The sequence below is a fragment of the Streptomyces sp. NPDC050423 genome (assembly GCF_040655445.1).
Lineage (GTDB): Bacteria > Actinomycetota > Actinomycetes > Streptomycetales > Streptomycetaceae > Streptomyces.
On record NZ_JBFAJY010000001.1, the window covers coordinates 93,123 to 119,753 of the forward strand.

A 26,631-nucleotide genomic window follows, 5' to 3' on the forward strand; every position below is an offset into this window, starting at 1 on the left:
TCGTCCGGATTTCAACTTCTTAGGTAGAATCCATATATGGAGACCGAGACGGCCACTCGCTGGCTGAGCAACGCGGAGCAGTGCGCCTGGCGCACCCATCTGGATGTCAGCAGGCTGCTGATGCACCAGCTGGAGAAAGATCTCCAGCCGTTCGGCCTGACCAACAACGACTACGAGATTCTCGTCAACCTCTCGGAGTCCGAGGACCAGCGCCTGCGGATGAGTGACCTCGCCACCGCCACTCTGCAGTCCAAGAGCAGGCTCTCGCACCAGATCACCCGCATGGAGGGCGCGGGCCTGGTCCGCCGGGAGAACTGCGAGTCCGACCGGCGCGGGCTGTACGCGGTCCTCACCGAGGCCGGCGCGGAGACGATGCGGAAGGTGGCACCGCACCATGTGGCGTCGGTGCGCAAGCACTTCATGGACCTGCTGACCCCGGAGGCGCTGGAGCAGCTGCACACGGCCCTCGCCCCGGTCGCCGACCACCTGCGCGCACGCCGCGTCTGACAGCGGCCCGGATCACCGGGAGCGGCGCTCAGCGAGAGCCGGGCAGCCACAGCTCGAACCGGGCGCCGCGCTCCCCCGCACCGGCCACGGTCAGCCGCCCTCCGTGCCGGCCGGCCACATCACGGGCGATGGCGAGGCCCAGACCGGCCCCGCCGTCGTCGCGGGCGCGGGCGTCGTCCAGGCGCACGAAGCGCTCGAAGATCCGCTCGCGCTCCGCCTCCGGCACCCCGGCCCCGTCGTCCGTGACCGCCACGGCCACCCCGCCGCGTTCCGCGCGCACCTCGACGGCCACCGAACTCTCCGCGTGCCGCTCGGCGTTGTCCAGCAGATTGCCGATCACCCGGGCCAGCTGCCCGCGTGAACCGGTCACTTCCAGCCCGCCGGGCTCCGGCACGGACACCGTCACCGGGATCCGGTCGCCGATGCGCTGCGAGACCTCCTCCCGCACCAGTGCACCGAGGTCCAGCCGTGCGTTCCCGGGCTGCTCCCCCGCGTCCAGCCGGGCCAGCAGCAGCAGATCGGCGGCCAGCGTCTGGAGCCGTACGGTGTCGGCGACCGCGCCCGCCACGTCCAGCAGCTCCGGGTGCGCGGCACCCACCTCCAGCTGGGTGCGGAGCGAGGCGATCGGGGAGCGCAGTTCGTGCGAGGCGTCCGCGACGAACCGCCGCTGTCGGTCGACGGAGGCCTCCAGGGCGGTCAGCGTCTCGTTGGTGGTACGGGCCAGCCGGGCGATCTCGTCGCGCGAAGCGGGCTCCGGCACCCGCCGGGTCAGATCCTCGGACGCGGTGATCGCCGCCATCTCGCGCCGGATGCCCTCGACCGGACGGAGCGCCCGCCGGGTCACCAGCCAGGTCACCCCGGCGACGACGAGCAGCACGACGGGCAGCCCGGCCAGCATCGCACCGCGCACACTCGCGACGGCCCGCTGCTCGGCGGCGAGCGGGGCACCGGCGTGGACGGTCAGGGTCAGTCCGGCGGAGTTCGTGGCCTCGACGGAGGCGAACCGGTATGCGGCGCGGTCGCCGTCGACGGTGGCGGTGCCGTTGCTGAAGTGCGGTTCGTCGGTGGAGACCTCGCCGCGTCCCGGGTCGGCGCTCGCGCCGTCGTCATCGTCGTCGTCGCGGTCTCCGTCGTCGCCCTTCTCCGCGGCGGCGGGCGAGGGCTGCGGGATGACCCGGTCCGTGCCGGTGCCGGAGATCGCGTCCAGGTCCTCGGAGACGGCGACCACCCGCCCGTCCTCGTCGGTCACCTGGACCGGATGGTCCTCCCCGTCGCCCGTCTCCAGCTTGTCGTACGGCACGTCGAGGGCCAGCTGCCCGGCGGTCTCGCGGGCCGCCACCTCGGCCTGGAGACCCGCCTGGTCGGTGAGGTTGGCGCGCAGGACCAGCAGGACGCCGAGCCCGGCGGCGACGACCGCGAGGGCGACCACCACCGTGGCACCGAGCGCCGCCCTGGCCCGTACCGATCTCACAGCGCCTCCAGCCGGTAGCCGGCGCCGCGCACCGTACGGATGGCGGCCGCGCCGAGCTTGCGGCGCAGCGTGCTCACGTACACCTCGACGATGTTCGGGTCGCCGTCGTAGGCGAAGTCCCAGACGTGCTCCAGGATCTCCGCCTTGCTGACCACCTGCCCGGCGCGCAGCGCGAGCTGTTCGAGCACGGCGAACTCCTTGGTGGTGAGGACGGTCTCTTCCTCGCCGAGATGGACCCGGCGGGCGGCGGTGTCCATCCGCAGGGAGCCGACGGTGAGCACCGGTGACGCGCAACCGCCGCGCCGGCGCAGCAGCGCGCGGACCCGGGCCACCAGCACCACGTAGCTGAACGGCTTGGTCAGATAGTCGTCGGCGCCGGTGTCGAGGCCCTCCGCCTCGTCGTACTCCCCGTCCTTCGCCGTCAGCATCAGGATGGGCACCTCGTGGCCGGCGGCGCGCAGCGCGGCGCAGACCCGGTAGCCGTTCATCCCCGGCAGCATGATGTCGAGGACGAGGAGGTCGTACGTGCCCTCGGAGGCCCGGTGGAGTCCTTCGAGCCCGTCGTGCACGACGTCCACGGCGAATCCCTCGGCGGTGAGCCCCCGGGCCAGGGAGACCGCCAGCCGCTTCTCGTCCTCCACGATCAACAGGCGCATGTGCACAGCCTCCCAAACCGAAGCTGAAGACGGCTTCAGGTGGCTTCAGGCTGCGTTCAGCATCACCCCGGCAGTGTGGACCTCGTCGCAACGGACCATCCGACCGGGGAGGACCCCTCATGAAGCGAAAGACCGTCATCGCCGCCGTCACCGCAGCCGTACTCGTCGGTGGCGGGACCGCGACGGCCGTCGCCCTCGCGGGCGGCGACAGCCACGGCCCGGCAGGCAGCAGCAGCACCGCGAGCAACGGCTCCGCCCGCGTCACGGTCGGCGACGCGGTCAAGGCCGCCGTCGGCGCCGTCCCGGGCACGGTGACCGAGGCCGAGCTCGACGACGAGGACGGCCGGCTCGTCTGGGAGCTGGATGTGTACGGCTCCGACAAGTCCTGGCACGACGTGACGGTGGACCCGGGCAACGGCAAGGTGCTCGGCCAGCATGTCGACAACGACGACGACGGCGACCGGCACGCGCCCCCCAAGACCTCCGTCACGCTCGACGAGGCGGTCGGCGCCGCGCTCCGCTCGGCGCCGGGCACGGTGACCTCCGTCGAGCTGGAGGACCACGACGGCCGCGGCGGCCGGGCGGTGCACTGGGAGGTCGACGTCCGGGGCAAGGACGGCAGCAAGCACGAGCGAGACGTGGACGCGAAGACGGCGAAGGTCACGGTGGACCGGTCGGACGACGGCCACGGGGACGACGACGGGGACGACGGCGGGGACGACGGCGAAGACGGCTGAGGCGGTCGCCGCCGCGGTCCTTGCTCTGTCTGGGCGGCAAGTCCTCCCGCAGCGGCCCCAGCATGTGCCGCTCGCCCTGGCACGCATGACACGTGACCGGCGGCATTCGTGTCACGGCCGGGGCGGGTGCGGCAGAGCGGGAAGACGTGAACGGCGCACTCCCGCCCCATGGCTGACGCGCTATCAGCCATGGGGAACCGCTCAGGCCTCCCCCGTCAGCCCCGCCACCAGTTCGTCGGCCGCCGTGTACGGGTCGAGCCGGCCCGCCACGATGCGCTCCGCGAGAGCGCCGAGGCGGCGGTCGCCGTGCAGGTCACCGATGCGTTCACGCAGGCGGGTGACCGCGATCGTCTCGACCTCGTGGGCGGCGCGGGACGCGCGCCGCTCGGCGAGCACCCCGTGCTCCTCCATCCACGCGCGGTGTTTCTCCAGCGCCTCGACGACCTCGTCGATGCCCTCGCCCCGGGCCGCGACCGTCTTCACGATCGGCGGCCGCCAGTCGCCGGGGCCACGGGACTCCCCGAGGCCCAGCATGTGGTTGAGCTCGCGGGCGGTGGCGTCCGCACCGTCCCGGTCGGCCTTGTTCACCACGTACACGTCACCGATCTCCAGGATTCCGGCCTTGGCCGCCTGGATGCCGTCGCCCATGCCGGGGGCGAGGAGGACGACGGAGGTGTCGGCCTGGGAGGCGATCTCCACCTCCGACTGGCCGACGCCCACGGTCTCCACCAGGATCACGTCGCAGCCCGCCGCGTCCAGCACCCGGATCGCCTGCGGGGCCGACCAGGCGAGGCCGCCCAGATGTCCGCGGGTGGCCATGGAGCGGATGTAGACGCCCGGGTCGGACGCGTGGTCCGACATCCGGACCCGGTCACCGAGCAGCGCGCCGCCGGAGAACGGCGACGACGGGTCGACGGCGAGCACGGCCACCCGCTTGCCCTGCCGCCGGTACGCGGAGATGAGAGCCGACGTCGATGTCGACTTGCCGACACCGGGCGACCCGGTCAGGCCGACGACGTAGGCGTTGCCGGCCAGCGGCGCGAGGGCCGCCATCACCTCGCGCAGTTGCGGCGACGCCCCCTCCACCAGGGAGATGAGCCGGGCCACGGCCCGCGGCCTGCCCTCGCGGGCCTGCTCCACCAGGGTGGGGACGTCCACCATCACCGCTCGTCTCCTCGCTCGCCGCGTGCTCTGCGTACTACGTGCTACGTGCTACTTGCCCGGAACGCGGAGGATCAGCGCATCGCCCTGACCGCCGCCGCCGCACAGCGCCGCCGCTCCGGTGCCGCCGCCGCGCCGCTTCAGCTCCAGCGCCAGGTGCAGCACCACCCGGGCGCCGGACATCCCGATGGGGTGGCCGAGCGCGATGGCGCCGCCGTTGACGTTGACCTTGTCAGAGGTCACGCCGAGGTCCTTCATCGACTGGACGGCGACGGCCGCGAACGCCTCGTTGATCTCGATGAGGTCGAGGTCCCCGACGCCGATGCCCTCCTTCTTGAGAGCGCGCCGGATCGCGTTGGACGGCTGGGACTGGAGTGAGTTGTCCGGGCCGGCCACATTGCCGTGGGCGCCGATCTCGGCGATCCAGTCCAGGCCCAGCGCCTCGGCCCTGGCCTTGCTCATGACGACGACCGCGGCGGCGCCGTCGGAGATCTGCGAGGAGGTGCCCGCGGTGATCGTGCCGTCCTTGGCGAAGGCGGGGCGCAGCCTGCCGAGCGACTCGGCGGTCGTCTCGGGGCGGATGCCTTCGTCCTTGGAGAAGAGGACCGGGTCGCCCTTGCGCTGCGGGATCTCGACCGGGGTGATCTCGGCCTCGAAGAGCCCGTTCTTCTGGGCGGCGGCGGCCCGCTGGTGGGACTGGGCGCCGATCTCGTCCTGAGCGGCGCGGTCCAGGCCCAGGCGGGTGTTGTGCTTCTCGGTCGACTCACCCATCGGGATGTTCTCATAGGCGTCGGTCAGGCCGTCGTGCGCCATGGAGTCGAGCATCTCGATCGCGCCGTACTTGTGGCCCTCGCGGGACTTCGGGAGCAGGTGCGGGGCGTTCGTCATGGACTCCTGGCCGCCGGCCACGACGATCTCGAACTCGCCGGCACGGATCAGCTGGTCGGCCAGCGCGATGGCGTCGAGCCCGGAGAGGCACACCTTGTTGACGGTGAGCGCCGGGACGTTCATCGGGATGCCCGCCTTGACCGCGGCCTGCCGTGCCGGGATCTGCCCCGCCCCGGCCTGCAGCACCTGGCCCATGATCACGTACTCGACCTGGTCGCCGCCGATGCCGGCCCGCTCCAGCGCCGCCTTGATGGCGAATCCTCCGAGGTCGGCTCCGGAGAAGCTCTTCAGCGAGCCGAGGAGGCGGCCCATGGGCGTACGGGCGCCCGCGACGATCACAGAAGTCGTACCGGTCGTTCCTGACATGAGGCGCAGCCCCTTGGATTAGAAGTGAACGAGGGTTTACCTGAATGTACTGAGCGGTACTGCGCCCGTCATCCGGCAGCGGGTGTGATCGCGCGCACGTTGCGTAACCATCGGCGGAGCGCTGCACTGTTCCCATGCTGACGCGAATCGACCACATCGGGATCGCCTGTTTCGACCTCGACGCCACCGTCGAGTTCTACCGCTCGACCTACGGGTTCGAGGTCTTCCACTCCGAGATCAACGAGGAGCAGGGCGTACGCGAGGCCATGCTCAAGATCAACGAGACGTCGGACGGCGGCGCCTCCTACCTCCAGCTGCTGGAACCGACCCGCGAGGACTCCGCCGTCGGGAAGTGGCTGGCCAAGAACGGCGAGGGCGTGCACCACATCGCCTTCGGTACCGCAGACGTGGACGCGGACGCCGCGGACATCCGGGAGAAGGGGGTCAGAGTGCTGTACGAGGAGCCCAGGACGGGTTCGATGGGGTCCCGGATCACCTTCCTGCACCCCAAGGACTGCCACGGCGTCCTCACCGAACTCGTCACGTCCCGCACGGAGCACTGACCCGGGAAGCCGTTGTCCGGATTCAGCGGGAGCCGGACAACAGCTTCTCAGGGATACCCGGCCCGGTAGAGTGGGCTGTTCCGGGCCGGGGCCGGGTCGGGGCCGCGCCGCGTCCTCAGCCGTTGATCTGTCACCATTCCCCGGGGGGACCGTTCGCCGGCGAACGGTACTCGTGTGGAGTTTGCGACCAGGGCTGGGGTCTCCCCTGTTCGAACAGAGTTGAGAGCTCGGGGAAGGATGGGACCGCGCAGTGCGGGGCTACGAACGCCAGGAGAGCCACCGAGCTGAAGACGACCATCTCTCGCGGTTCGAAGCCGAGATGGACCGGCTGAAGACCGACCGGGAGAAGGCCGTCCAGCACGCCGAGGACCTCGGTTACCAGGTCGAGGTCTTGCGCGCCAAGCTGCACGAGGCCCGCCGCAGTCTGGCGACCCGTCCCGCCTACGACAGCGCGGACATCGGCTACCAGGCGGAGCAGTTGCTCCGTAACGCCCAGGTCCAGGCCGAGCAGCTGCGCAACGACGCCGAACGCGAGCTGCGCGACGCCCGTGCGCAGACGCAGCGGATCCTGCAGGAGCACGCGGAGCACCAGGCGCGGCTCCAGGCCGAGCTGCACAACGAGGCCGTGCAGCGGCGCCAGCGGCTCGACCAGGAGCTGGCGGAGCGCCGCCAGACCGTCGAGTCCCACGTCAACGAGAACGTGGCGTGGGCCGAGCAGCTGCGGGCCAGGACCGAGTCCCAGGCCCGCCGGCTGCTGGAGGAGTCACGGGCCGAGGCCGAGCAGGCGCTGACCGCCGCACGCGCCGAGGCCGGCCGGCTGGCGGACGAGACGCGGCAGCGGCTCGGTTCCGAGGCGGAGTCCGCCCGGTCCGAGGCCGAGTCGATCCTGCTGCGGGCCCGCAAGGACGCCGAGCGGATGCTGAACGCCGCGTCCGGCCAGGCACAGGAGGCCACCGCTCACGCCGAGCAGCTGCGCACCTCGACGACGGCCGAGACCGAGCAGACCAGGCAGCAGACCGCCGAGCTGAACCGGACCGCCGAGCAGCGCATGCAGGAGGCCGAGACGCAGCTGCGCGAGGCCCGCGTGGAGGCCGAGAAGGTCCTGTCCGAGGCGAAGGAGGCCGCGGTCAAGCGGCTGGCCGGCGCCGAGTCGCAGAACGAGCAGCGCACCCGTACCGCCAAGTCGGAGATCGCCCGGCTGGTCGGCGAGGCCACCAAGGACGCCGAATCCCTGAAGGCGGAGGCCGAGCAGTCGCTCGCCGACGCCCGCGCCGAGGCGGACCGGCTCCGTTCCGAGGCGGCCGACGCCGCGCGCACCGCCGCCGCCGAGGACGCCGCGGCCCAGCTCGCCAAGGCGGCCCGTGCCGCCGAGGAGGTGCTGACCAAGGCGTCGGACGACGCGAAGTCGACCACCCGGGCGGCGGGCGAGGAGGCCGACCGGATCCGCCACGAGGCGGAGGCCGAGGCGGACCGGCTGCGCGGCGAGGCCGCCGAGCAGGCCGACCAGCTCAAGGGCGCGGCCAAGGACGACACCAAGGAGTACCGGGCCAAGACGGTCGAGCTCCAGGAGGAGGCCCGCAGGCTGCGCGGCGAGGCCGAGCAGCTGCGCTCCGAGGCCGTCGCCGAGGGCGAGCGGATCCGCGGCGAGGCCCGCCGGGAGGCCGTCCAGCAGATCGAGGAGGGCGCGAAGACCGCCGAGGAGCTGCTGTCCAAGGCGAAGGCCGACGCGGACGAGCTGCGCGGCGCCGCGGGCACCGAGAGCGAACGGGTCCGCACCGAGGCCACCGAGCGCGCCGCCACACTCCGCAAGCAGGCCGAGGAGGCCCTGGAGCGGGCCCGCGCCGAGGCCGAGACGCTGCGCACCGAGTCCGAGGAGCAGGCGGAGTCGACGACGTCGGCGGCCGAGCAGGCGGCGGCGGAGCTGCGCGAGGAGACCGAGCGCGCGGTAGCGGCGAGGCAGGCCGAGGCGGCCGACGAGCTGACCCGGCTGCACACCGAGGCCGAGACCAGGGTCGCCGCCGCCGAGCAGACGCTGGGCGAGGCGCGCACCGACGCGGAGCGCGTCCGGCGCGAGACGAACGAGGAGTCCGAGCGGCTGCGCGCCGAGGCCGCCGAGCGGCTGCGCACCCTCCAGGAGCAGGCCGAGACCGAGACCCAGCGGCTGCGCGACGAGGCGGCGGCCGATGCCTCGCAGTCCCGTGCGGAGGGCGAGAGCGTCGCCGTACGGCTGCGCTCCGAGGCTGCCGCCGAGGCGGAGCGGCTGAAGACCGAGGCGCAGGAGAGCGCCGACCGGGTGCGGTCGGAGGCCGCGGCCGCCGCCGAGCGGGTGGGCACGGAGGCCGCCGAGGCGCTGGCCGCCGCCCAGGAGGAGGCGAACCGGCGCCGCCGCGAGGCGGAGGAGACCCTGGACGCGGCACGTGCCGAGGCGAACCAGGAGCGCGAGCGGGCCCGCGAGCAGAGCGAGGAGCTCCTCGCCTCCGCCCGCAAGCGGGTCGAGGAGGCCCAGGCCGAGGCGCAGCGTCTGGTCGGGGAGGCGGACAGCCGGGCGACCGAGATGGTCTCCGCGGCCGAGCAGACCGCCCAGCAGGTACGGGACGCGGTCAGCGGGCTTCAGGAGCAGGCCGAGGCGGAGATCGCCGGGCTGCGCTCCACCGCCGAGCATGTCGCGGAGCGGACGAAGTCCGAGGCGCAGGAGGAGGCGGACCGGGTCCGCGCCGACGCCTACGCCGAGCGGGAGCGGGCCGGCGAGGACGCGGCCCGGATCCGTTCCGTCGCGAAGGAGGAGACCGAGGCCGCGAAGGCGATGGCCGAGCGGACGGTCTCCGACGCGATCGCGGAGTCGGAGAAGCTGCGGGCCGACACCGCGGAGTACAGCCAGCGGATGCGTACCGACGCGTCCGACGCCCTGGCCTCCGCCGAGCAGGATGCCTCGCGCAGCCGTGCCGAGGCCCGCGAGGACGCCAATCGGATGCGGTCGGAGGCGGCGGTCCAGGCCGACCGTCTGATGTCCGAGGCGACCGCCGAGAGCGAGCGCCTCGTGACGGAGGCCGCTCAGCAGGCGGCGCGGACCGGTGACGAGGCGGCGGGCGAGTCGGAGCGGCTGCGGGCGGAGGCGGCGGCGACCGTCGGTTCCGCGCAGGAGCACGCGGCCCGGACCCGCGAGGAGTCGGAGCGGCTGCGGGCCGACGCCGAGGCCGCGGCCGAACAGATGCGTGCCGAGGCCCGCCAGGAGGCGGACCGGCTGCTCGACGAGGCGCGCGAATCGGCCTCGAAGCGCCGGGCCGACGCCGCGGAGCAGGCCGACCAGCTGATCAACAAGGCCCAGGAGGAGGCGCTGCGCGCCGCCACCGAGGCCGAGGAGCAGGCCGACACGATGGTCGGGGCGGCCCGGAACGAGGCTGTCCGGATCACCTCCGACGCGACGGTCGAGGGCAACTCCCTGGTCGAGCGGGCCCGGACGGACGCGGACGAGCTGCTGGTCGGCGCGCGGCGGGACGCCACGGCCATCCGGGAGCGGGCCGAGGAGCTCAGGACCCGCCTGGAGGCCGAGATCGAGGAGCTGCACGACCGTGCCCGGCGGGAGACCTCCGAGCAGATGAAGACGGCCGGCGAGCGCGTCGACAACCTGATGAGGGCGGCGACCGAGCAGCGCGACGAGGCCGCGGCGAAGGCCAAGGAACTTCTGTCCGACGCCGGTTCGGAGGCGAGCAAGGTCCGGATCGCCGCCGTGAAGCGGGCCGAGTCGCTGCTGAAGGAGGCCGAGCAGAAGAAGGCCAGCCTGGTGCGCGAGGCCGAGAAGCTGCGCTCCGACGCCGAGGCCGAGGCCAAGCGGACGGTGGACGAGGGCCGGCGAGAACTCGATGTCCTGGTGCGCCGGCGGGCGGACATCAACACGGAGATCTCCCGTGTCCAGGACGTACTGGAGGCATTGGAGTCATTCGAGACCCCCGCGGCGGGCGGTAAGGGCGCCGACAGCGTCAAGGCCGGGGCCGCGGCAGGTACTCGTTCGAGTGGCAAGCCGTCCGATGGGTAGGTCCTGTCCGCGGGCCTCCCGCAGCCCCGCAACGACATTCAGCCCCCCGAGTGGCAAGGGTTGCGGGGGTTAGCCACTCAAAAGGGGTGTCATTCTCCAGATCAAACCGGCATCTGCTCGATGACACGCCGTCCGGGCCCCTAGGATTCCCCCTATCACCTCACCGGTCTTACTTCGACAGGAAACCCATGAGTGACCCTTCCTCCCCCTTCGGCTTCGAGCTCGTGCGGCGTGGTTACGACCGCGGTCAGGTGGATGACCGCATTACCAAGCTCGTCGCCGACCGTGATAGTGCTCTCGCCCGCATCACGTCTCTGGAAAAGCGCATCGAGGAACTGCACCTCGAAACGCAGAACGCCCAGGCCCAGGTGAGCGACGCGGAGCCGTCGTACGCCGGTCTCGGCGCGCGTGTGGAGAAGATTCTCCGCCTTGCCGAGGAGGAGGCGAAGGACCTGCGAGAAGAGGCCCGTCGCGCCGCCGAGCAGCACCGCGAGCTGGCCGAGTCCGCAGCCCAGCAGGTGCGCAACGACGCCGAGGCCTTCGCCGCCGAGCGCAAGTCCAAGGCCGAGGAAGACGGCGTCCGCATCGTCGAGAAGGCCAAGGGTGAGGCCACCACGCTTCGCTCGGACGCCCAGAAGGACGCCGCCCAGAAGCGCGAGGAGGCCGACGCCCTCTTCGAGGAGACCCGCGCCAAGGCCGCCCAGGCCGCCGCGGACTTCGAGACCAACCTGGCCAAGCGCCGCGACCAGTCGGAGCGCGACCTCGCGTCCCGCCAGGCCAAGGCCGAGAAGCGTCTGGCCGAGATCGAGCACCGCGCCGAGCAGCTCCGCCTGGAGGCCGAGAAGCTCCGTACGGACGCCGAGCGCCGGGCTCGTCAGACGGTGGAGACCGCGCAGCGGCAGTCCGAGGACATCGTGGCGGACGCCAACGCGAAGGCCGACCGGATCCGCAGCGAGTCGGAGCGCGAGCTGGCGGCACTCACCAACCGCCGCGACTCGATCAACGCGCAGCTGACCAACGTCCGCGAGATGCTGGCGACGCTGACCGGCGCCGCCGTGGCCGCCGCCGGCACCCCCGCCGACGAGGAGCCCGCCTCCCGCGGCGTCCCGGCCCAGCAGACCCGCTGACGCCAGGGAACAACGCGGTAACGACCGGTGGTCCCCCGACGCACCGGCCGGTCCGACACCGACGCGCCCGGTTCCGCCCTTGTGGTGGCGCCGGGCGCGCGGCCGTTCTAGCGTGAACGCATGATCGAGCTCGATGGCCTCACCAAGCGGTTCGGCAGCAAGGTTGCCGTCGACCAGTTGTCGTGCCGGATCAGGCCGGGGATGGTGACGGGCTTTCTGGGTCCCAACGGGGCGGGCAAGTCCACCACGATGCGGATGATGCTCGATCTCGACAACCCCACCAGCGGGTCGGTACGCATCGACGGCAAGCACTACCGCGAGCTGGAAGAACCCCTGAAGTTCATCGGTGCGCTGCTCGACGCCAAGTCGATGCACGGCGGTCGCAGCGCGTACAACAACCTGCTCTGTCTCGCGCAGAGCAACCGGATCCCGCGGAGCCGGGTGGCGGAGGTCCTGGACACCGTCGGTCTGACCGCGGTGGCGAACAAGAAGTCCAAGGGCTTCTCCCTCGGCATGGGGCAGCGGCTGGGCATCGCCTCGGCGCTGCTCGGTGATCCCCGGATCCTGATGTTCGACGAACCCGTCAACGGTCTGGACCCCGAGGGAATCCACTGGATCCGGAATCTGATGAAGGCGCTCGCCTCGGAGGGCCGGACGATCTTCGTCTCCTCGCACCTGATGAGCGAAATGGCGCTCACCGCGGATCACTTGATCGTGATCGGCCAGGGGAAGCTGCTGGCCGACACCTCGATGGCCGACTTCATCCACCAGAACTCCCGCAGTTACGTACGGCTGCGCTCGCCGCAGCAGGAGCGGCTGCGCGACGTACTGCACGCGGAGGGCATCATCGCGGTCGAGTCGGGCAACGGAACGCTGGAGATCGACGGCGCCACCACCGAGGACCTGGGCGAGCTCGCCGCCCGGCACACCATCGTGCTGCACGAGCTGAGTTCCCAGCGGGCCTCGCTGGAGGACGCCTTCATGCAGATGACGGCGGACTCCGTGGAGTACCACGCGCACTCCGAGCGGGGACCCGAGCCGCCGCCGGTGGGACCGCACTGGGGCGACCGGTGGGGGCAGCCGCCCGGCGCCGATCCCGGTCCTCCCGACGGCACTCCCGGGGCCCCCGGCGGGTCCGGCACCGGCAAGGGGGCGTGACGCGATGGCATCGGTACCCGCGGTCCTGAGCTCCGAATGGACCAAGATCCGTACGGTCTCCTCGACCACCTGGACGCTGATCTCCGCGTTCGTCGTCACCGTCGCGATGGGCGCCGCGCTCTGCGCCGTGATGAACTCCCAGTTCAGCAACCTCTCCGACGTGGAGCGGGCCACGTTCGACCCCACCTTCGTCAGCTTCTCCGGGATGATTCTCGGTCAGCTGGCGATGGTGGTCTTCGGTGTCCTGGTGGTCGGTACGGAGTACAGCTCCGGCATGATCCGCACCTCGCTGGCGGCCGTGCCGCAGCGCGCCACGTTCCTCTTCAGCAAGATGCTGGTGGCCGGCGTGCTGGCCCTGGTGGTCGGCCTCGCCACCAGCTTCGTCACCTTCTTCCTCGGCCAGGCCCTGCTCGGCGACCACAGCACCGGCATCGGTGCGGACAACGTGCTGCGGGCGGTCTTCGGCGGCGGCATCTACATGGGGCTGATCGCGGTCTTCTCCATGGCGGTGGCGGCGATGCTGCGCAGTTCGATGCTGTCGCTCGGCATCCTGATGCCGTTCTTCTTCCTGGTCTCCCAGATCCTGTCGGCCGTCCCGGGTGCCAAGAGCGTCGCCCGGTACTTCCCCGACCAGGCCGGGTCCAAGATCATGCAGGTGGTGCCCGACGCGATGAACAGCAGTCCGGCTCCCTACGGGCCGTGGGGCGGACTGCTGATCATGGTCGCCTGGGTGGCGGCCGCGGTGATCGGCGGCTTCCTCGTACTCAAGAAGCGGGACGCCTGACCCGGGGCCGTCCGGGGCCGTGGACCCCGGTCCGCGGCCTTCACCCGGGGGGCGCGCCGCCGCAACGACTTGGCCGGAACCGTAAAGGCTTGGTTATCCTCCTAACTCTTACGGGGGCGTGCGGCCGGACGGCCTGGGCCCCGACGACAGATAAGTCGATGGGGCTGGAGCATGATCGAGGCAGTCGGCCTGACCAAGCGCTATGGCGCGAAGACGGCCGTGCACAACCTTTCCTTCCAGGTGCGGCCGGGCACCGTCACCGGATTCCTCGGTCCCAACGGGTCGGGCAAGTCGACGACCATGCGCATGATGCTCGGCCTGGACCGGCCGACCGCCGGCCATGTGACGATCGGCGGCCACGCCTACCGCAGCCTGCCGAACGCCCCGCGCCAGGTGGGCGCGCTGCTGGACGCCAAGGCGGTGCACGGCGGCCGCAGCGCCCGCAACCACCTGCTCTCGCTGGCCCAGCTCGCCGGCATCCCCGCCGCCCGGGTCGATGAGGTGCTCGGTGTCGTCGGCCTCCAGGACGTCGCCCGGAAGCGGTCCAAGGGCTTCTCGCTCGGCATGGGGCAGCGGCTGGGCATCGCGGCCGCGCTGCTGGGCGACCCGCAGGTGCTGCTCTTCGACGAGCCGGTCAACGGGCTCGACCCGGAGGGCATCCTCTGGGTCCGCAATCTCATGAAGATGCTGGCGTCCGAGGGCCGCACGGTCTTCGTCTCCAGCCACCTGATGAGTGAGATGGCACTCACCGCCGACCATCTGATCGTGATCGGCCGCGGCCAGCTGATGGCCGACATGAGCATCACGGACTTCATCTCGGCCAACTCGGCCGACTTCGCCCGGGTCCGGGTCCAGGACAACAGGTCCGAGCAGCGGGAGAAGCTCACTGCCACCCTCATCGAGGCGGGCGGCCAGGTCATGTCGGAGCCGGACGGCGGCCTGCGGATCACCGGGCTGAAGCTGCCCCGGATCAGCGATCTGGCCCATGACTCCGACGTACGCCTGTGGGAGCTCTCGCCGCACCAGGCCTCGCTGGAGGAGGCGTACATGCGGATGACGCAGGGTGCCGTGGACTACCGCTCGACGGCGGACCAGAAGGCCGGACTGCAGCAGCCGTTCCCGGACGGCGGATACGGGCAGCAGCACCCCGGGTACGCGCCGCCGCAGCCCGCCGTCCCGGAGGTGCCGCAGCAGGGCTGGTACGCCCCGCCGCCGCCCGGGGACAACCCGTACGCGACAGCCCCCGGACCGGGCGGGCAGGCGGCCGCGGCCCCAGTGGCGCCTCCCGCCGCCCCCGCCCCGGCCACTCCCCCGACTCCGGCCCCCACCGCTCCCGCCCCCGCCCCGGCTCCCGCCGACCCGACCGCGCGCGACACCAGCGAGGACCCCCGATGACAACGCCGTCCACGCCGCCGACGCCGTACCAGCCGCAGGCGTACCAGCAGCCGCCCGCCCCGCAGGGGAACGCGCAGGCCGGCTTCTACACCTCGCCGATCCCGGTGCGCCGGGCCACCCTCGGCGACGCGATCGCCTCCGAGTGGACCAAGATCCGTTCGGTGCGCTCCACGATGTGGACGCTCGGCGTCCTGATCGTGCTGCTGCTCGTCATCGGCCTGCTCTCGGCGATCGCGGTCGACATGTCCGACACCGACCTGGGCTCCACCCCGGTGCTCAGCCTCGGCTTCTTCGGCGTACTGCTCGGCTCGATCTGTGTGATCACGCTCGGCGTGATGACGATCGCCTCGGAGTACGGCACCGGGATGATCCGTACGACGATGACGGCCTGCCCCAGCCCCGGCCGGGTGCTCGGCGCGAAGGCCATCGTCTTCTTCCTGCTCACCTTCGTCCTGACGACGGTGATGACCTCGGTCGTCGCTGTACTCCAGACGGCCATCCTGGACGCCGATACGCCCAGCGGCGCGGACTGGCTGCGCAGCACGGTCGGCGTCGGCCTCTACATCGCGACGCTGGGGCTGCTCTCGCTGGCGGTCGGCGCGCTGATCCGGCACTCGGCCGGTGCGATCACCGTCATGATCGGTGTGGTGCTGCTGCCGCTCGTGCTGGCGATCTTCATGTTCGCCGAGTCGCTCGCGAAGCTCCAGGAGTGGCTCCTGGAGTACTCGATCCCCAACCAGCTCAGCAACTTCTACGACACCTCGGTCACCGCGTCGGGGCCGTCCGGCTGGGAACCGCTGTGGATCATCCTCGGGGTGACCGCCGTGGCCATGGGCGGCGCCTATCTCGCGATGAGCCGCCGGGACGTCTGACCGGCCGCCACCCCCGGCGCCGCCGGGGCGTTCAGTACCGAGGCGCGTTCCTGGACCGCTGCACCCGTGTGGTGCGGCGGTCCTTGGCGTTCCAGCACGCCTTGTGCCAGTGCCTGCGGTCGTCGATCCCGCCGTACTGGGGCCAGGCCACCAGGTGCGGGACGCCGGACGGGATCTCCTGGTCGCAGCCGGGGCACCGGTAGCGCTTGCCCGCCGCGCTCGCGCCGCTCACCGGGCGGACGGACCAGTCCTCGCCCTGCCACTCCTCCGCGCGCCCGCCACCCCCGTACCGGTCCCCCACCGCGCCGGCGCTATCGGTGGGACTCTCGCCGCCTCGGGGGCGGTTGCGGCGCGGGGACACGTGACACCTCACGGGGCAGGGCTGGGCAGTTCCCGTCCAGCGTAGGGCCATTCGGCCGGGGCAGATGTCCCGCACCACGCAACACCGGGCCCGGGACGGGACGGGTTACCGGAAAATCGCAACAGCTTCACGCCCGACCGTGCCTTTGGCACGTGTCAGACGTTGTTGCCAATAGGGGAAAGCCGCGTCGGCCGCAAGGAGGCAATAGGCGATGCGTGTGGGAACGTTTGTACTGGCAGCCCAGTTTCCGGGGCAGGGGCCGGGCGAAGCGCTGCATCGCGCGATCCGGTCCGCCGAGGTCGCGGAGGAATCCGGTCTCGACTCGGTCTGGCTGGCGGAACACCATTTCGTACCGTACGGGGTCTGCCCGTCGGCCGTGACCCTGGCCGCGCTGCTGCTCGGCCGCACCCGCAGAATCCGGGTGGGCACGGCGGTGAGCGTGCTGCCGACGCAGCATCCGGTCGCACTCGGCGAGCAGGCGGCGCTGCTCCACCTCACCAGCGGCGGCCGGTTCACCCTCGGCGTCGGCCGGGGCGGCCCCTGGATCGACCTGGAGGTGTTCGGCGGCGGCCTGGAGGCGTACGAGAGGGGCTTCCCGGAGTCCCTGGGGCTGTTGCTCGACTGGCTGCGCGAACCTCGCGTGGCGGGCCGCGGAGAGCGTTACGCGTTCCCCGAGGTGGCGGTGGTGCCCCGGGCCGACGAGCTGTTCGACGGGGAGAGCGGCGAGAGCCCCGGCGGTCCCGAGGTGGTCGTCGCGTGCACCTCGCCGAAGAGTGTGCGGCTCGCGGCCGAGAACGGCCTCCCGATGCTGCTCGGTATGCACTGCGGGGACGAGGAGAAGGCCGAAATGGTCGGCTTCTGGCGGACCGCCGCGCTGGCCGCGGGCCGTTCGCCGGAGAGTGTGCGGCAGGCCGGGCACGTGTCGGCGGGAGTGGCCCAGATCGCGGACCGCACCGAGGATGCCACCGAGACGCTCGTGAAAGCGATGCCCGGCTGGCTGCGGCAGGGGCTGGACGCCCATGTGACGGTCGACGGCCGGCACCGGGTGATGAGAGACCCGGTCGGCTATACGGAGATGCTGAGCGGCATTCACCCGGTGGGCCCGCCCCGGCTCGCGGCGGACCGGCTCGCGGCCACGGCGGAGCGCACGGGTATCACCCGCTTCGCGCTCCTGGTCGAGGGTTCGGGAGATCTCGTGGCCACGGAGGAGAACGTAGCGCGCCTGGGCACCGAGGTGCTGCCACTCCTGAAATGATGCGCCGGAACCACTGTTCCGCCGTACGAACGGGAGCTGCCGCCCCGGACCAGTGGCACCTCCCGCGGCCCGGAGCGACAGCAAAGGCGTTCAGCAGTCCCGTAGTTCGGGCGACTGGTTGAGCAACTGGCCCCTCACCGAAGTGAATCGGGCCAGCCGGTCGTCGACCGAGGCGTCCAGCGGGAACACCGCGACACGGTGGCAGTTCTGGAATGCCAGACGCACCCCGAAGTGCCGCTGCAGCGCGCCGCGGATGGCATCACTCGCGAGCGCACGCAGCAGCTGGCCACGTGCCTGCTCGTCCGGCGGCGGCGTCTGGTTGTCGGCGAACTCGCCGCCGTCGACCTTCAGCTGAGCCACCAGCGAGCTGATCATCTCCCACGCGAAGGGCAGGGAGGTCCGGACGCAGTCGACGAAGTCGGCTTCGTCGACCTCGCCTCGCTCGGCCTGTTCCAACAGCGCCGGTGAGACGTCGAGCGACATGGGTTCTCCTCTCGCGACCCCGACGGAGGGCCGGGGCCTTACGGGCAGGGAAGGAGGACGGCGACGCAGCGTGCACAGACGGCGACCTCCTGCATCCACGGTAAGGGTGCAGTCCGGGCCGCACCAGGAGATTGGGAACACAACCGGCCAATAACGAAGGGGTTCAAAGACGGACAAGACAGATTCGGTCAGGTCGGGGCGGGGACGGAGTGACGGGTGGGTGAATCGCGTCGACCGCCCGTCGTCGAGTAGCGTGGCCCACCATGCGTCTCGTCATCGCCCGCTGCTCCGTGGACTACGCGGGCCGGCTCACGGCCCACCTGCCCTCCGCTCCCCGTCTGATCCTGGTGAAGGCGGACGGGAGCGTGTCGATTCACGCCGACGACCGGGCGTACAAACCGCTCAACTGGATGTCGCCGCCCTGCACCCTGAAGGAGGGCGCCGACGACACCGCGGGCGTCTGGACCGTGGTGAACAAGGCGGGCGAAAAACTGATCATCACGATGGAGGAGATCCTCCATGACTCGTCCCACGAGCTGGGCGTCGATCCCGGCCTGATCAAGGACGGCGTGGAGGCCCACCTCCAGGAACTGCTCGCTGACCGGATCGAGACCCTCGGCGAGGGCTACACCCTGATCCGCCGCGAGTACTTCACCGCCATCGGCCCGGTCGACATCCTGTGCCGCGACGCCGACGGTCAGACCGTGGCCGTCGAGCTCAAGCGACGCGGCGACATCGACGGCGTGGAGCAGCTGACCCGCTACCTGGAGCTGCTCAACCGCGATCCGCACCTCGCGCCGGTGAAGGGCATCTTCGCCGCCCAGGAGATCAAGCCCCAGGCCCGCGTGCTGGCGACGGACCGCGGTATCGGCTGCGTGGTCCTCGACTACAACGCGATGCGCGGCATCGAGGACGACAAACTCAGGCTGTTCTGACCCGGGCACCGGAAGCCTCAAGCCCGTCCGACGACTGAGGGCGGAGCCCCGGCCACTTCAAGCCCGCCCACCACGTGAGGACAAGGCGCCCGGCCGGGGCGCGCCCCCCGCTCAGGCCACCGACGCGCTCTCCGACGGCTCCCGGGACGCGTCCGCGCTCGTCACCCCGGACGGCCCACTCGCGGAGTCCGACGAGTCGGGCAGACCCGGATCGTCCGTCGCGCTCTCCGTGGGCGGCGGGGTCTCACTCGCCGGCGGAGAGCTCGGCGGCCCACTCGTCGGCGGCGGATCCGACTTCGTCGGCTTGGGCGACTTGGACGTGGAGTGCGTCGGACTCGGCCTGTCGCTCGACGGCTTCCCCGAGGAGGAAGGGGTGTCCTGCGAGGCGCTCGCGGCCGGGGACGAACTCCCGCTCCCGGTCGGCGCGGCCTCGCTCCCCGTCGGCCCCGGCGTCGACGACGTGGAGCTCGGCGCCTGAGCGGACGGAACCGTACCGCCCTCCGTCGACTCGTCGGCCGGTGGCTCGTTCTCGCTGCCGTCGTCCTCGCTCACCGACTGCTCGGTGGGGGCGGCGGGGTCGTCCTGCGCATCGCTGTTCGACGTCAGGCCGAGCGTCACCACCGTGCCGAGCACACCCGCCAGCAGCACGCCCGCACCCGCGGCGACCAGGTTGCGCCGCGCCCCGCCCAGTACCGAGAAACGGCCGTCCGCGCCGCTCCCGGCACTCTTCGGAGCGGTCTGCCGGGACAGCACTGCGGTGTCGTCCGCGTACGACCGCGGCATCGTGACCGGTATGCCGGCCGTCGGGCCGCCGGGCGAGGACGCCTCGAAGCGGCCTGCCGGTATCTCCTCGCTCAGGGGCACGCCGCCCGCCGCCGACGCGCCGGAGAGGTCCTCGACCAGGGCGAGCGCCCGGCGCCCGGCCACCGCACCCGGCTTGTCGGCCAGGGCTCCGCGCATGCTGATGGAGGTCTCCAGCTCGGCCCTGGCCCGGTCCGGATGGCCGGTGCAGAGCGCGAGTACGCCCAACTCGTGGTGGAAGTAAGCCTCTTCGGCGACCTCGCCGGCGATCCGGGCCGCCTCCTGGCCGATCCGCAGGGACTTCTCCCAGGCGCTCCAGTGCAGCCCGGCCGCGAAGGCGGGCGAGGCGCTGCGGGCCAGCAGCACGGCGACGCTGGTCTGTCCGGCACCGTCCCCCGGCACCAGCTGCGTCATCGCCGCGAGGATCGCGTCGGCCTCGGCGACCGCCCGTGCGGGGGTGACGGAGGGGTGGCCGGCCCACCAGGCGTAGTGCTGGGCCGCCGTACGGGCCCGGCCCGTGGCGTCGTCCCCGTAGCCGGCGGCCTCCAGTTGGGCGAGAACACCGGCGGCCAGCCGGTAGCGGGGCCCGGCCGGGGAGAGCAGCCCGCAGCCCGCCAGTTCACCGAGCGCGGCATCGGCGTGGGTGTCCCCCACGAGCGCCGGCAGATGCGCCTGGTGCGGCACCTCGCCGCCCAGGGCGACCGCGAAGCGCAGAGTGTCGCGCGCGGCGTCGCTCAGCCGTGAGGCGAGCAGTGCGGCGGGCGCGGCGCCCTCGCCGAGGCTGGGCAGCGGCAGTTCGGGGGCCTCGGCCGGCAGCGGCGCCTCGGCGGGCCGGCTGTCCAGGTAGCCGTACTCGTCGTACGCGGTGGGATCGGCCCCCAGCAGGTCGCGCTGGCGCAGCAGGGCGCCCGCCTGGACGAAGCGCAGCGGAAGGCCCTCGGACTCGAACCAGAGGTCGCCCGCCCAGTTGGTCTCCTCCTCGGTGAGCGACCGTTCGACCACCCGCTCCATCAGCGCGACCGAGGCCTCGCCGTCCAGCCCGGCGAGGAAGACCTCTTCGAGGTGGGAGTCGGGGCCGGGCGCGGCGACGTCGGGTGTCGCGGCGAGCAGGAAGGCGCATTCGGGCGTCGCGTCGAGCAGTTCGTCCAGCGCGGCGCCGCCGAACTCCAGGTCGTCCAGGACGACGACGGCGCCGGTGGCGCGCAGTTTCGCCAGCAGCAGTGCCCGGTCCGGGCGGTGCAGCGGTGCGTCGTGGACGGCGTCGAAGAGTCCGTGCAGCAGGTCGGTGACGGTCCGCTTGTGGCCGCTGAGCCGTACGACCCCGTCCGGTGCGAGCTGGGCGCAGTCGGCGGCGACGGCTTCGAGGAGCGCGGTTCGGCCGGATCCGGCCGGTCCGGTGAGCCGTACCGAGCGTCCGCGGGCCAGCAGGCGCACCAGCCGCTCGCGTTCGTCCTCGCGCTGCAGGAGGGCCGGCTGGAGGACGGGCGGGCCGGGCGGCACGGGGGGCGCGGCGGCCCGTTCGCGGTCGGCGCGCTCGGCGGGGGTGCGCCGGACCGGTTCGGCGGGCCGCTCGCCCGGCCGGCACGGTTCGACCTCGCTGCCGTCGACCGGGTTGACCGTGAGCAGGAGGTCGCCCGATATGAGCGGGACGATACGTGCCTGTTGCGGTGTTTGCTGACCGAAATCAGGGGTCAGTGGATCGCGGGAGGGACGCCGTCGGCCGGCGTCCTGCGCGGAGCCGTTGCTGTCGTGGCCGAACTCATCCGGCCCCCGGTGTGTCGGGTCCATCGCCAAAGCCCCCAAGACGCGTCGAGCACGGTTGTCCCTCCCGGCCTCGCACGTCCAGCTGTCGCTTCCGGTCCGGTGTCAGCCAGGTGGGTCCGTCAATCGGCAGACGGCCGAACCCTAAACCTTCGCACAGTATCTACGAACATCCGGGGTGCCGTGCCGCCCGACAGATCACGGTCTCGTGAGGATTGCGCGGCTTCGGCCGCGGGGTGCGGACGGGTGTCCGCCGCCGCCCGGGACCTCAGACACGCGGCAGCGATTCCGCCGCGATCCCGCCCTCGATGGCCAGGATGCGGTGCAGCCTGGTGGCCACCAGAAGGCGTTGCATCTGCGGTGGTACGCCGCGGAGCACCAGCCGCCGTCCGGCCCGTCCGGCCCGTCTGTGCGCGCCCATGATGACACCGAGTCCGGTGGCGTCCCATGAATCCAGCTCGGTCAGGTCCAGCACCAGATCGCCGACTCCGTCGTCGAGGGCCGAGTGCAGGACCGTACGGGCGTCCGCCGCGCTTCGGACGTCGAGGCGGCCCCCGACGACCAGCTCGGCGTGGTCGCCCCTGATGTGCATATGCGCTCCCCTGGAATGCTCCGTGGCAAGGTCCGTCTGTCTGAAACTGCCTCTGCCCCAACTGACTGCGGCAGCGACAGGGAAGTTGCCGTCTGTAAGCGAACCGATACCGAATTCACTCCGTGGAGTGACTGAGGCCCGCCGTGGATCCGATGGTCCCGGGAGGCGACCCCCGGGGCCTCCGTTGCCTGATTGACGGCGGATCAGGCAACGGAGGACCAAAAACGATCAGTAGGTGTAAAAGCCCTGCCCACTCTTACGGCCGATGTCACCTGCATCGACCATTCGGCGCATCAGCTCCGGAGCGGCGAACTTCTCGTCCTGGGACTCGGTGTAGATGTTGCCGGTGGCGTGCAGCAGGATGTCGACGCCCGTCAGGTCCGCGGTCGCGAGCGGGCCCATGGCGTGGCCGAATCCCAGCTTGCACGCGATATCGATGTCCTCGGCCGAGGCGACGCCCGATTCGTACAGCTTGGCGGCCTCGACGACCAGCGCCGAGATCAGCCGGGTGGTGACGAAGCCGGCCACGTCCCGGTTGACCACGATGCAGGTCTTGCCGACCGACTCGGCGAACTCCCGCGCGGTGGCTAGGGTTTCGTCGCTCGTCTTGTAGCCGCGTACGAGCTCGCAGAGCTGCATCATCGGGACCGGCGAGAAGAAGTGCACGCCGACGACGCGTTCCGGGCGCTCCGTCACGGCCGCGATCTTGGTGATCGGGATGGCGGAGGTGTTGGAGGCGAGCACGGCGTCGTCCCGGACGATCCGGTCGAGGGCCCGGAAGATCTCGTGCTTCACCTCCAGCTTCTCGAAGACCGCCTCGACGACGACATCCGCGTCGGCGACCGCGTCGAGATCGGTGGTCGTGGTGATGCGGGCGAGCGCGGACTCGGCGTCGGACGCCGCGAGCTTGCCCTTGGCGACGAACCTGTCGTAGGAGGCCTTGATGCCGTCACGGCCACGGGTCAGGGCCTCGTCGGTGACATCGCGCAGCACGACGTCCCAGCCCGCCTGGGCGGACACCTGCGCGATGCCGGACCCCATGAGTCCGGCTCCGATGACGGCGAGCTTCCTGGCCACGTTGGCACCCCTGCTTTCCATACGGTTCTCGTCCATGCTCTCCGGCGGAGGTTAGTACCCGTGAGGGGCGCTGGGGCCGCTAAGAGATGCGCGTCACGTCTCAAATGACGGACATCACACCGGTGAGCCCCATTCGGGGGCGCGCCGGGCGTAGTTGAGGACCTTTTCGCCCGGCCCCGGGAGCCGCGCCGGTCTCCGGGCCCTGGTCCCTTCCGCGGAGCGGGCACGTAACTAGGGCGTGTTTCGAAAGTCCCGCCTGCCCGGCGGCGTCCGGCACGCACGCTCGCCGCGTTGTCGGGATCGCCCCGGTACAACCGGTATTGGGGCGACCCTCCGCCTTGCGATCGCACGCACCGGACACCGCCGGGCCCGCCCTTCGGGCGGACGGCGCTGCTTTCGAAACACGCCCTAGGCTGACCTCATGGTCAATCTGACACGTATCTACACCCGCACCGGCGACCAGGGCACCACCGCCCTCGGCGACATGAGCCGGACCGCCAAGACCGATCTCCGGATCTCCGCGTACGCCGACACCAACGAGGCCAACGCGGTCATCGGGACGGCGATCGCGCTCGGGCAGCTCACCGATGATGTCGTGAAGGTCCTCGTCCGGGTGCAGAACGACCTGTTCGACGTGGGCGCGGACCTGTCGACGCCGGTCGTCGAGGAACCGAAGTACCCCCCGCTGCGGGTGGAGCAGTCCTACGTCGACAAGCTGGAGGCGGACTGCGACCACTTCCTGGAGCAGACGGAGAAGCTCCGCAGCTTCATCCTGCCGGGCGGCACACCGGGTGCGGCGCTGCTGCACCAGGCGTGCACGGTGGTCCGGCGCGCGGAGCGGTCCACCTGGGCGGCGTTCGAGGTGCACGGCGAGGTGATGAACGCCACCACGGCGACGTATCTCAACCGGCTCTCCGATCTGCTGTTCATCCTCGCCCGGGTGGCGAACAAGGAGGTCGGCGACGTGCTGTGGGTACCGGGCGGCGAGCGGTAGAAGACAAGCCCGTCCGGCACCCCCTCAAGCCCGTCCGGCGACTGAGGACAAGCCGTCAGCCGGGCGGGCCCCGCACCTACTCCGCGTCCCGCCCGGGGCCCCGCTTCGGGAACACCGTGTAGCTCGCCGCGATCACCAGGTTGATCCCGATCACGAACAGCATCGTCTGCTGCCAGGACCGCAGTGACGCCACGTCCCCGTCGCCCCCCACGTACCAGACCGCCCCCTGGAGCAGCGCCAGCGCCGTCACCGCGGCCAGCGTCCACCGCCCGGCCACCCGCCACTCGTGCACCGCCCGCGCCATCCCGTACTTCGGCGGCCGCACCGGTGGCGGGCCGCCTGCGAAGCGGTGGGCGACCCGGGCGTCGACCCAGCGGATCGTGGAGTGCCCGAGGCCCACCGTGAAGCCGATGTACACGGCGGCGAGGCCGTGCTTCCAGTCCGGAGCGGCACCGTTCTTCAGGTCCACGGCCGTCACCACCAGCAGGATCACCTCCAGCAGCGGCTCGCACAGCAGCACCGCGCCACCGAGCCGCGGCTTCTTCGCCACGTACCGCAGCGCGAGTCCCCCGGCCAGCAGCACCCAGAAGGCGATCTCGCAGAGAACGATCAGTGTGACGATCATGGTCCGGCTCCTTGTCTCTCCCCTCCAGCGTCCCCGCCGGGGCGCGCCCGGTCGTCGACCGCAGTGACGAACCGGCGCTGCATCCTTCGATGTAGTCGCGGCTCACCCCCGGTACGGACGTCCGGCGACGGCCCGCCGTGTTGGATGGGAGGGTGTTCTCTCATCCCCGCCCCCACCGGGACGACGTCCTCATCGCGGTCAGCGGTCTGCTCGGCGGAGTGGTGCTGTGGCTGCTCGGTCTGCACATGCAGAACGGCCGGCCCCTCGACGCCCCCGGGATCGAGCTGGTCCCGCTCGCCGTGATGTCGGCGCTGGCGCTGCTGCGCAGGAGCGCGCCGCAGGCCGCCCTGATCGTCGGCACCCTCGCGCTGGTCATGGACCAGTTCACGGCCGGGAACCTGGCGACCGTACTGCTGTACACCGACGTCATGTACGCCGCCGTGCTGTACGGCACTCCGGCGGCCGCCCGGCGGATCCCGGTGACCACCTTCCTGATCACGGTCACGGTCACGATCGGGTTCCTGGCCTGGTTCCGCAGTGCCGAGGCGCTGCTCATCGGCATCGTCACCGGACTGGTCTCGTTCGTGCCCGCCCTCACCGGGGTCAGTGTGCGCAACCACCGCGACGCCGCCGAGACCGAGCGGCTGCGGGCCGATCAGACGGCTCTGCTGGCCGAGATGGACCGGGCGCAGGCGGTGGCCGCCGAACGGGCCCGGATGGCGCGCGAGCTGCACGACATGGTGGCCAACCATCTCTCCGCGATCGCCATCCACTCCACCGCGGCGCTCTCCATCGACAACCCGGAGACGTCCCGGAACGCCCTGGGAGTCATCCGGGAGAACAGCGTCGACGGTCTGGCCGAAATGCGCCGTCTGATCGGACTGTTACGCACGAACGGACCGGATCCCGGCCCCAGCAGCTCCCCGACTCTCGGCTCGCTGGACGCCCTGGTCGAGCAGCACCGCACGAACGCCGCGTCCAGCGGGCTGACGTGCGTGCTGGAGGACTCCCGCAGCGAGCCCGGTCCGCTGCCCGCGCCGGTCGAGCTGGCCGCGTACCGCATCGTGCAGGAGTCCCTCACGAACGCGCTCAAGCATGCCGGGCCCGGCCCGGTCACGGTCCGGCTGGGGCAGTCGGGGCGGCGGCTGACGGTGGAGGTCACCAGCGTCCTCGGGAACCGGCCGGGACCGCGTGCGCCCGGTTCGGGGGCCGGACTGATCGGGATGCAGGAGCGGGTGGCGCTGCTCGGCGGGGAGATCGAGGCGGGCCCGGTGTCCACCGGGAGCGGGACGAAGATCTGGCGCGTACGGGCTGAACTGCCCGTCGGGGAAGGGAGCGTGAGGGCATGACCATCCGGGTTCTGGTGGCCGAGGACCAGTCGGCGGTGCGTGCGGGGCTGGTGCTCATCCTGGGCAGCGCACCGGACATCGAGGTCGTCGGGGAGGCCGGCGACGGGGAGGCGGCGGTGCGGCTGGCCCGCGAGCTGCGCCCCGACCTGGTGCTGATGGATGTCCAGATGCCCAGGCTGGACGGGGTGTCGGCGACGAAGCAGGTGGTCGCGGAGCGGCTGGCGGATGTGCTGGTGCTGACGACGTTCGACCTGGACGAGTACGTCTTCGGCGCGCTGCGGGCCGGGGCGTCGGGCTTTCTGCTGAAGGACACCGAGGCGCACGGTCTGCTCGAAGCGGTACGCACGGTGGCGCGCGGCGAGGGCCTGATCGCCCCGGCGGTGACGCGCCGGCTGATCGCGGAGTTCGCCGGGGCCGTCCCCGTACCGCCGGACGCTCCGGACAGAGCCGTGCTGGACTCCCTCACCCGGCGCGAGCGCGAAGTGCTGGGCTGCCTGGGCGAGGGCCTGTCGAACGCCGAGGTCGCGGTGCGGCTTTCGATGGCGGAGGCGACGGTGAAGACGCACGTCAGCAGGCTGCTGGGGAAGCTCGGTCTGCGCAGCCGGGTCCAGGCGGCGGTGCTGGCACAGGAGTTGGGTGTCTGAGGTTTGGGGAGACCGCACTCCGATCTTTGGTCTGGA

24 protein-coding genes are annotated in these 26,631 nt (G+C 71.7%); 14 read left to right on the top strand and 10 right to left on the bottom strand.

Annotated elements, in window-relative coordinates:
• The first annotated feature begins 36 nt into the window (after window positions 1-36).
• The gene (locus tag AB0I52_RS00325) at window positions 37-507 is read left to right on the top strand and encodes a MarR family transcriptional regulator (protein ID WP_363067424.1); all 471 of its coding nucleotides are present in this window, start codon (window positions 37-39) and stop codon (window positions 505-507) included.
• A gap of 28 nt (window positions 508-535) precedes the next feature.
• On the opposite strand, the gene AB0I52_RS00330 is transcribed toward AB0I52_RS00325, so the two are convergent.
• Together AB0I52_RS00330 and AB0I52_RS00335 are read right to left on the bottom strand one after the other, a co-directional pair.
• Window positions 536-1,978: a HAMP domain-containing sensor histidine kinase gene (locus AB0I52_RS00330; RefSeq protein WP_363067426.1), complete on the bottom strand. Its 1,443-nt coding sequence runs from the start codon at window positions 1,976-1,978 to the stop codon at window positions 536-538.
• Window positions 1,975-2,634: a response regulator transcription factor gene (locus AB0I52_RS00335; RefSeq protein WP_363067428.1), complete on the bottom strand. Its 660-nt coding sequence runs from the start codon at window positions 2,632-2,634 to the stop codon at window positions 1,975-1,977. Before AB0I52_RS00335 ends, AB0I52_RS00330 begins: the two co-directional genes overlap by 4 nt.
• Window positions 2,635-2,753: 119 nt before the next feature.
• Between AB0I52_RS00335 and AB0I52_RS00340 the strand changes: the two genes are divergently transcribed.
• Window positions 2,754-3,371, top strand: a complete 618-nt coding sequence (locus AB0I52_RS00340) for a PepSY domain-containing protein (protein WP_363067430.1) — start codon at window positions 2,754-2,756, stop codon at window positions 3,369-3,371.
• Window positions 3,372-3,572: 201 nt separating this feature from the next.
• Here AB0I52_RS00340 and meaB read toward each other — a convergent pair whose 3' ends face one another.
• Both meaB and AB0I52_RS00350 read right to left on the bottom strand, forming a co-directional pair.
• Window positions 3,573-4,532 (bottom strand): methylmalonyl Co-A mutase-associated GTPase MeaB, encoded by a 960-nt coding sequence (meaB, locus tag AB0I52_RS00345; protein WP_363067432.1) that lies wholly within the window; start codon window positions 4,530-4,532, stop codon window positions 3,573-3,575.
• A 51-nt stretch (window positions 4,533-4,583) separates the two neighbouring features.
• Complete coding sequence (locus AB0I52_RS00350; RefSeq protein WP_363067434.1) at window positions 4,584-5,786, bottom strand: acetyl-CoA C-acetyltransferase; 1,203 nt, start codon at window positions 5,784-5,786, stop codon at window positions 4,584-4,586.
• A 134-nt stretch (window positions 5,787-5,920) separates the two neighbouring features.
• On the opposite strand from AB0I52_RS00350, the gene mce reads away from it, so the two are divergent.
• The 7 genes from mce to AB0I52_RS00385 all read left to right on the top strand — a co-directional run bounded on the left by mce (window position 5,921) and on the right by AB0I52_RS00385 (window position 15,718).
• On the top strand, window positions 5,921-6,349 hold the full coding sequence (mce, locus tag AB0I52_RS00355) for a methylmalonyl-CoA epimerase (RefSeq protein ID WP_362963190.1): 429 nt from the start codon (window positions 5,921-5,923) through the stop codon (window positions 6,347-6,349).
• A gap of 250 nt (window positions 6,350-6,599) precedes the next feature.
• Window positions 6,600-10,382: a polarized growth protein Scy gene (gene scy, locus AB0I52_RS00360; RefSeq protein WP_363067436.1), complete on the top strand. Its 3,783-nt coding sequence runs from the start codon at window positions 6,600-6,602 to the stop codon at window positions 10,380-10,382.
• 188 nt (window positions 10,383-10,570) lie between these two features.
• On the top strand, window positions 10,571-11,509 hold the full coding sequence (locus AB0I52_RS00365) for a cellulose-binding protein (protein ID WP_363067438.1): 939 nt from the start codon (window positions 10,571-10,573) through the stop codon (window positions 11,507-11,509).
• A 120-nt stretch (window positions 11,510-11,629) separates the two neighbouring features.
• The gene (locus AB0I52_RS00370; protein WP_363067440.1) at window positions 11,630-12,667 is read left to right on the top strand and encodes an ATP-binding cassette domain-containing protein; all 1,038 of its coding nucleotides are present in this window, start codon (window positions 11,630-11,632) and stop codon (window positions 12,665-12,667) included.
• Window positions 12,668-12,671: 4 nt separating this feature from the next.
• Entirely contained in the window at window positions 12,672-13,451 is a 780-nt protein-coding gene (locus AB0I52_RS00375) for an ABC transporter permease subunit (RefSeq protein ID WP_363067442.1), read from the top strand.
• A 171-nt stretch (window positions 13,452-13,622) separates the two neighbouring features.
• The gene (locus tag AB0I52_RS00380; protein WP_363067444.1) at window positions 13,623-14,846 is read left to right on the top strand and encodes an ATP-binding cassette domain-containing protein; all 1,224 of its coding nucleotides are present in this window, start codon (window positions 13,623-13,625) and stop codon (window positions 14,844-14,846) included.
• Complete coding sequence (locus AB0I52_RS00385) at window positions 14,843-15,718, top strand: ABC transporter permease (RefSeq protein WP_363067446.1); 876 nt, start codon at window positions 14,843-14,845, stop codon at window positions 15,716-15,718. Before AB0I52_RS00380 ends, AB0I52_RS00385 begins: the two co-directional genes overlap by 4 nt.
• Before the next feature lie 31 nt (window positions 15,719-15,749).
• On the opposite strand, the gene AB0I52_RS00390 is transcribed toward AB0I52_RS00385, so the two are convergent.
• The gene (locus tag AB0I52_RS00390) at window positions 15,750-16,079 is read right to left on the bottom strand and encodes an ATP/GTP-binding protein (protein ID WP_073736866.1); all 330 of its coding nucleotides are present in this window, start codon (window positions 16,077-16,079) and stop codon (window positions 15,750-15,752) included.
• 211 nt (window positions 16,080-16,290) lie between these two features.
• Here AB0I52_RS00390 and AB0I52_RS00395 point away from each other — a divergent pair, with 211 nt between their 5' ends.
• Entirely contained in the window at window positions 16,291-17,334 is a 1,044-nt protein-coding gene (locus tag AB0I52_RS00395; RefSeq protein ID WP_363067448.1) for an LLM class flavin-dependent oxidoreductase, read from the top strand.
• A gap of 90 nt (window positions 17,335-17,424) precedes the next feature.
• Here the strand turns inward: AB0I52_RS00395 and AB0I52_RS00400 are convergent, their stop codons facing one another.
• Window positions 17,425-17,817, bottom strand: coding sequence for an SCO5389 family protein (locus tag AB0I52_RS00400; RefSeq protein ID WP_123461692.1), 393 nt, complete (start codon window positions 17,815-17,817; stop codon window positions 17,425-17,427).
• Window positions 17,818-18,080: 263 nt separating this feature from the next.
• Between AB0I52_RS00400 and nucS the strand changes: the two genes are divergently transcribed.
• Entirely contained in the window at window positions 18,081-18,752 is a 672-nt protein-coding gene (nucS, locus tag AB0I52_RS00405) for an endonuclease NucS (protein ID WP_219574249.1), read from the top strand.
• A gap of 111 nt (window positions 18,753-18,863) precedes the next feature.
• Here the strand turns inward: nucS and AB0I52_RS00410 are convergent, their stop codons facing one another.
• The 3 genes from AB0I52_RS00410 to AB0I52_RS00420 form a co-directional block, all read right to left on the bottom strand.
• Window positions 18,864-21,341: an ATP-binding protein gene (locus AB0I52_RS00410; RefSeq protein WP_363067451.1), complete on the bottom strand. Its 2,478-nt coding sequence runs from the start codon at window positions 21,339-21,341 to the stop codon at window positions 18,864-18,866.
• 241 nt (window positions 21,342-21,582) lie between these two features.
• Window positions 21,583-21,906: an STAS domain-containing protein gene (locus AB0I52_RS00415; protein ID WP_018102617.1), complete on the bottom strand. Its 324-nt coding sequence runs from the start codon at window positions 21,904-21,906 to the stop codon at window positions 21,583-21,585.
• A 228-nt stretch (window positions 21,907-22,134) separates the two neighbouring features.
• Window positions 22,135-22,983 carry a 3-hydroxyacyl-CoA dehydrogenase family protein gene (locus tag AB0I52_RS00420; protein WP_363067807.1) on the bottom strand — a complete coding sequence of 283 codons (849 nt, stop codon included), beginning with the start codon at window positions 22,981-22,983 and terminating at the stop codon, window positions 22,135-22,137.
• Between the two features lie 421 nt (window positions 22,984-23,404).
• On the opposite strand from AB0I52_RS00420, the gene AB0I52_RS00425 reads away from it, so the two are divergent.
• Window positions 23,405-23,977 carry a cob(I)yrinic acid a,c-diamide adenosyltransferase gene (locus AB0I52_RS00425; protein WP_363067453.1) on the top strand — a complete coding sequence of 191 codons (573 nt, stop codon included), beginning with the start codon at window positions 23,405-23,407 and terminating at the stop codon, window positions 23,975-23,977.
• Window positions 23,978-24,053: 76 nt separating this feature from the next.
• Here the strand turns inward: AB0I52_RS00425 and AB0I52_RS00430 are convergent, their stop codons facing one another.
• Window positions 24,054-24,602, bottom strand: a complete 549-nt coding sequence (locus AB0I52_RS00430; RefSeq protein ID WP_363067455.1) for a hypothetical protein — start codon at window positions 24,600-24,602, stop codon at window positions 24,054-24,056.
• Between the two features lie 152 nt (window positions 24,603-24,754).
• Here AB0I52_RS00430 and AB0I52_RS00435 point away from each other — a divergent pair, with 152 nt between their 5' ends.
• Both AB0I52_RS00435 and AB0I52_RS00440 read left to right on the top strand, forming a co-directional pair.
• Entirely contained in the window at window positions 24,755-25,951 is a 1,197-nt protein-coding gene (locus AB0I52_RS00435) for a histidine kinase (RefSeq protein ID WP_363067457.1), read from the top strand.
• A complete protein-coding gene (locus AB0I52_RS00440; protein ID WP_363067459.1) occupies window positions 25,948-26,595 on the top strand; it encodes a response regulator transcription factor in 648 nt (215 codons plus the stop codon). Before AB0I52_RS00435 ends, AB0I52_RS00440 begins: the two co-directional genes overlap by 4 nt.
• Window positions 26,596-26,631: the final 36 nt, after the last annotated feature.

Bases quoted from the DNA above. Each gene is read 5' to 3' on its own strand.
- AB0I52_RS00350 (WP_363067434.1), bottom strand. From the start codon at position 5,786: ATGTCAGGAACGACCGGTACGACTTCTGTGATCGTCGCGGGCGCCCGT.
- AB0I52_RS00340 (WP_363067430.1), top strand. From the start codon at position 2,754: ATGAAGCGAAAGACCGTCATCGCCGCCGTCACCGCAGCCGTACTCGTC.
- AB0I52_RS00375 (WP_363067442.1), top strand. From the start codon at position 12,672: ATGGCATCGGTACCCGCGGTCCTGAGCTCCGAATGGACCAAGATCCGT.
- AB0I52_RS00380 (WP_363067444.1), top strand. From the start codon at position 13,623: ATGATCGAGGCAGTCGGCCTGACCAAGCGCTATGGCGCGAAGACGGCC.
- AB0I52_RS00370 (WP_363067440.1), top strand. From the start codon at position 11,630: ATGATCGAGCTCGATGGCCTCACCAAGCGGTTCGGCAGCAAGGTTGCC.
- mce (WP_362963190.1), top strand. From the start codon at position 5,921: ATGCTGACGCGAATCGACCACATCGGGATCGCCTGTTTCGACCTCGAC.
- AB0I52_RS00425 (WP_363067453.1), top strand. From the start codon at position 23,405: ATGGTCAATCTGACACGTATCTACACCCGCACCGGCGACCAGGGCACC.
- AB0I52_RS00440 (WP_363067459.1), top strand. From the start codon at position 25,948: ATGACCATCCGGGTTCTGGTGGCCGAGGACCAGTCGGCGGTGCGTGCG.
- AB0I52_RS00365 (WP_363067438.1), top strand. From the start codon at position 10,571: ATGAGTGACCCTTCCTCCCCCTTCGGCTTCGAGCTCGTGCGGCGTGGT.
- AB0I52_RS00335 (WP_363067428.1), bottom strand. From the start codon at position 2,634: ATGCGCCTGTTGATCGTGGAGGACGAGAAGCGGCTGGCGGTCTCCCTG.
- AB0I52_RS00400 (WP_123461692.1), bottom strand. From the start codon at position 17,817: ATGTCGCTCGACGTCTCACCGGCGCTGTTGGAACAGGCCGAGCGAGGC.
- AB0I52_RS00415 (WP_018102617.1), bottom strand. From the start codon at position 21,906: ATGCACATCAGGGGCGACCACGCCGAGCTGGTCGTCGGGGGCCGCCTC.
- nucS (WP_219574249.1), top strand. From the start codon at position 18,081: ATGCGTCTCGTCATCGCCCGCTGCTCCGTGGACTACGCGGGCCGGCTC.
- AB0I52_RS00430 (WP_363067455.1), bottom strand. From the start codon at position 24,602: ATGATCGTCACACTGATCGTTCTCTGCGAGATCGCCTTCTGGGTGCTG.
- AB0I52_RS00325 (WP_363067424.1), top strand. From the start codon at position 37: ATGGAGACCGAGACGGCCACTCGCTGGCTGAGCAACGCGGAGCAGTGC.
- AB0I52_RS00395 (WP_363067448.1), top strand. From the start codon at position 16,291: ATGCGTGTGGGAACGTTTGTACTGGCAGCCCAGTTTCCGGGGCAGGGG.
- AB0I52_RS00385 (WP_363067446.1), top strand. From the start codon at position 14,843: ATGACAACGCCGTCCACGCCGCCGACGCCGTACCAGCCGCAGGCGTAC.
- meaB (WP_363067432.1), bottom strand. From the start codon at position 4,532: ATGGTGGACGTCCCCACCCTGGTGGAGCAGGCCCGCGAGGGCAGGCCG.
- AB0I52_RS00410 (WP_363067451.1), bottom strand. From the start codon at position 21,341: ATGGACCCGACACACCGGGGGCCGGATGAGTTCGGCCACGACAGCAAC.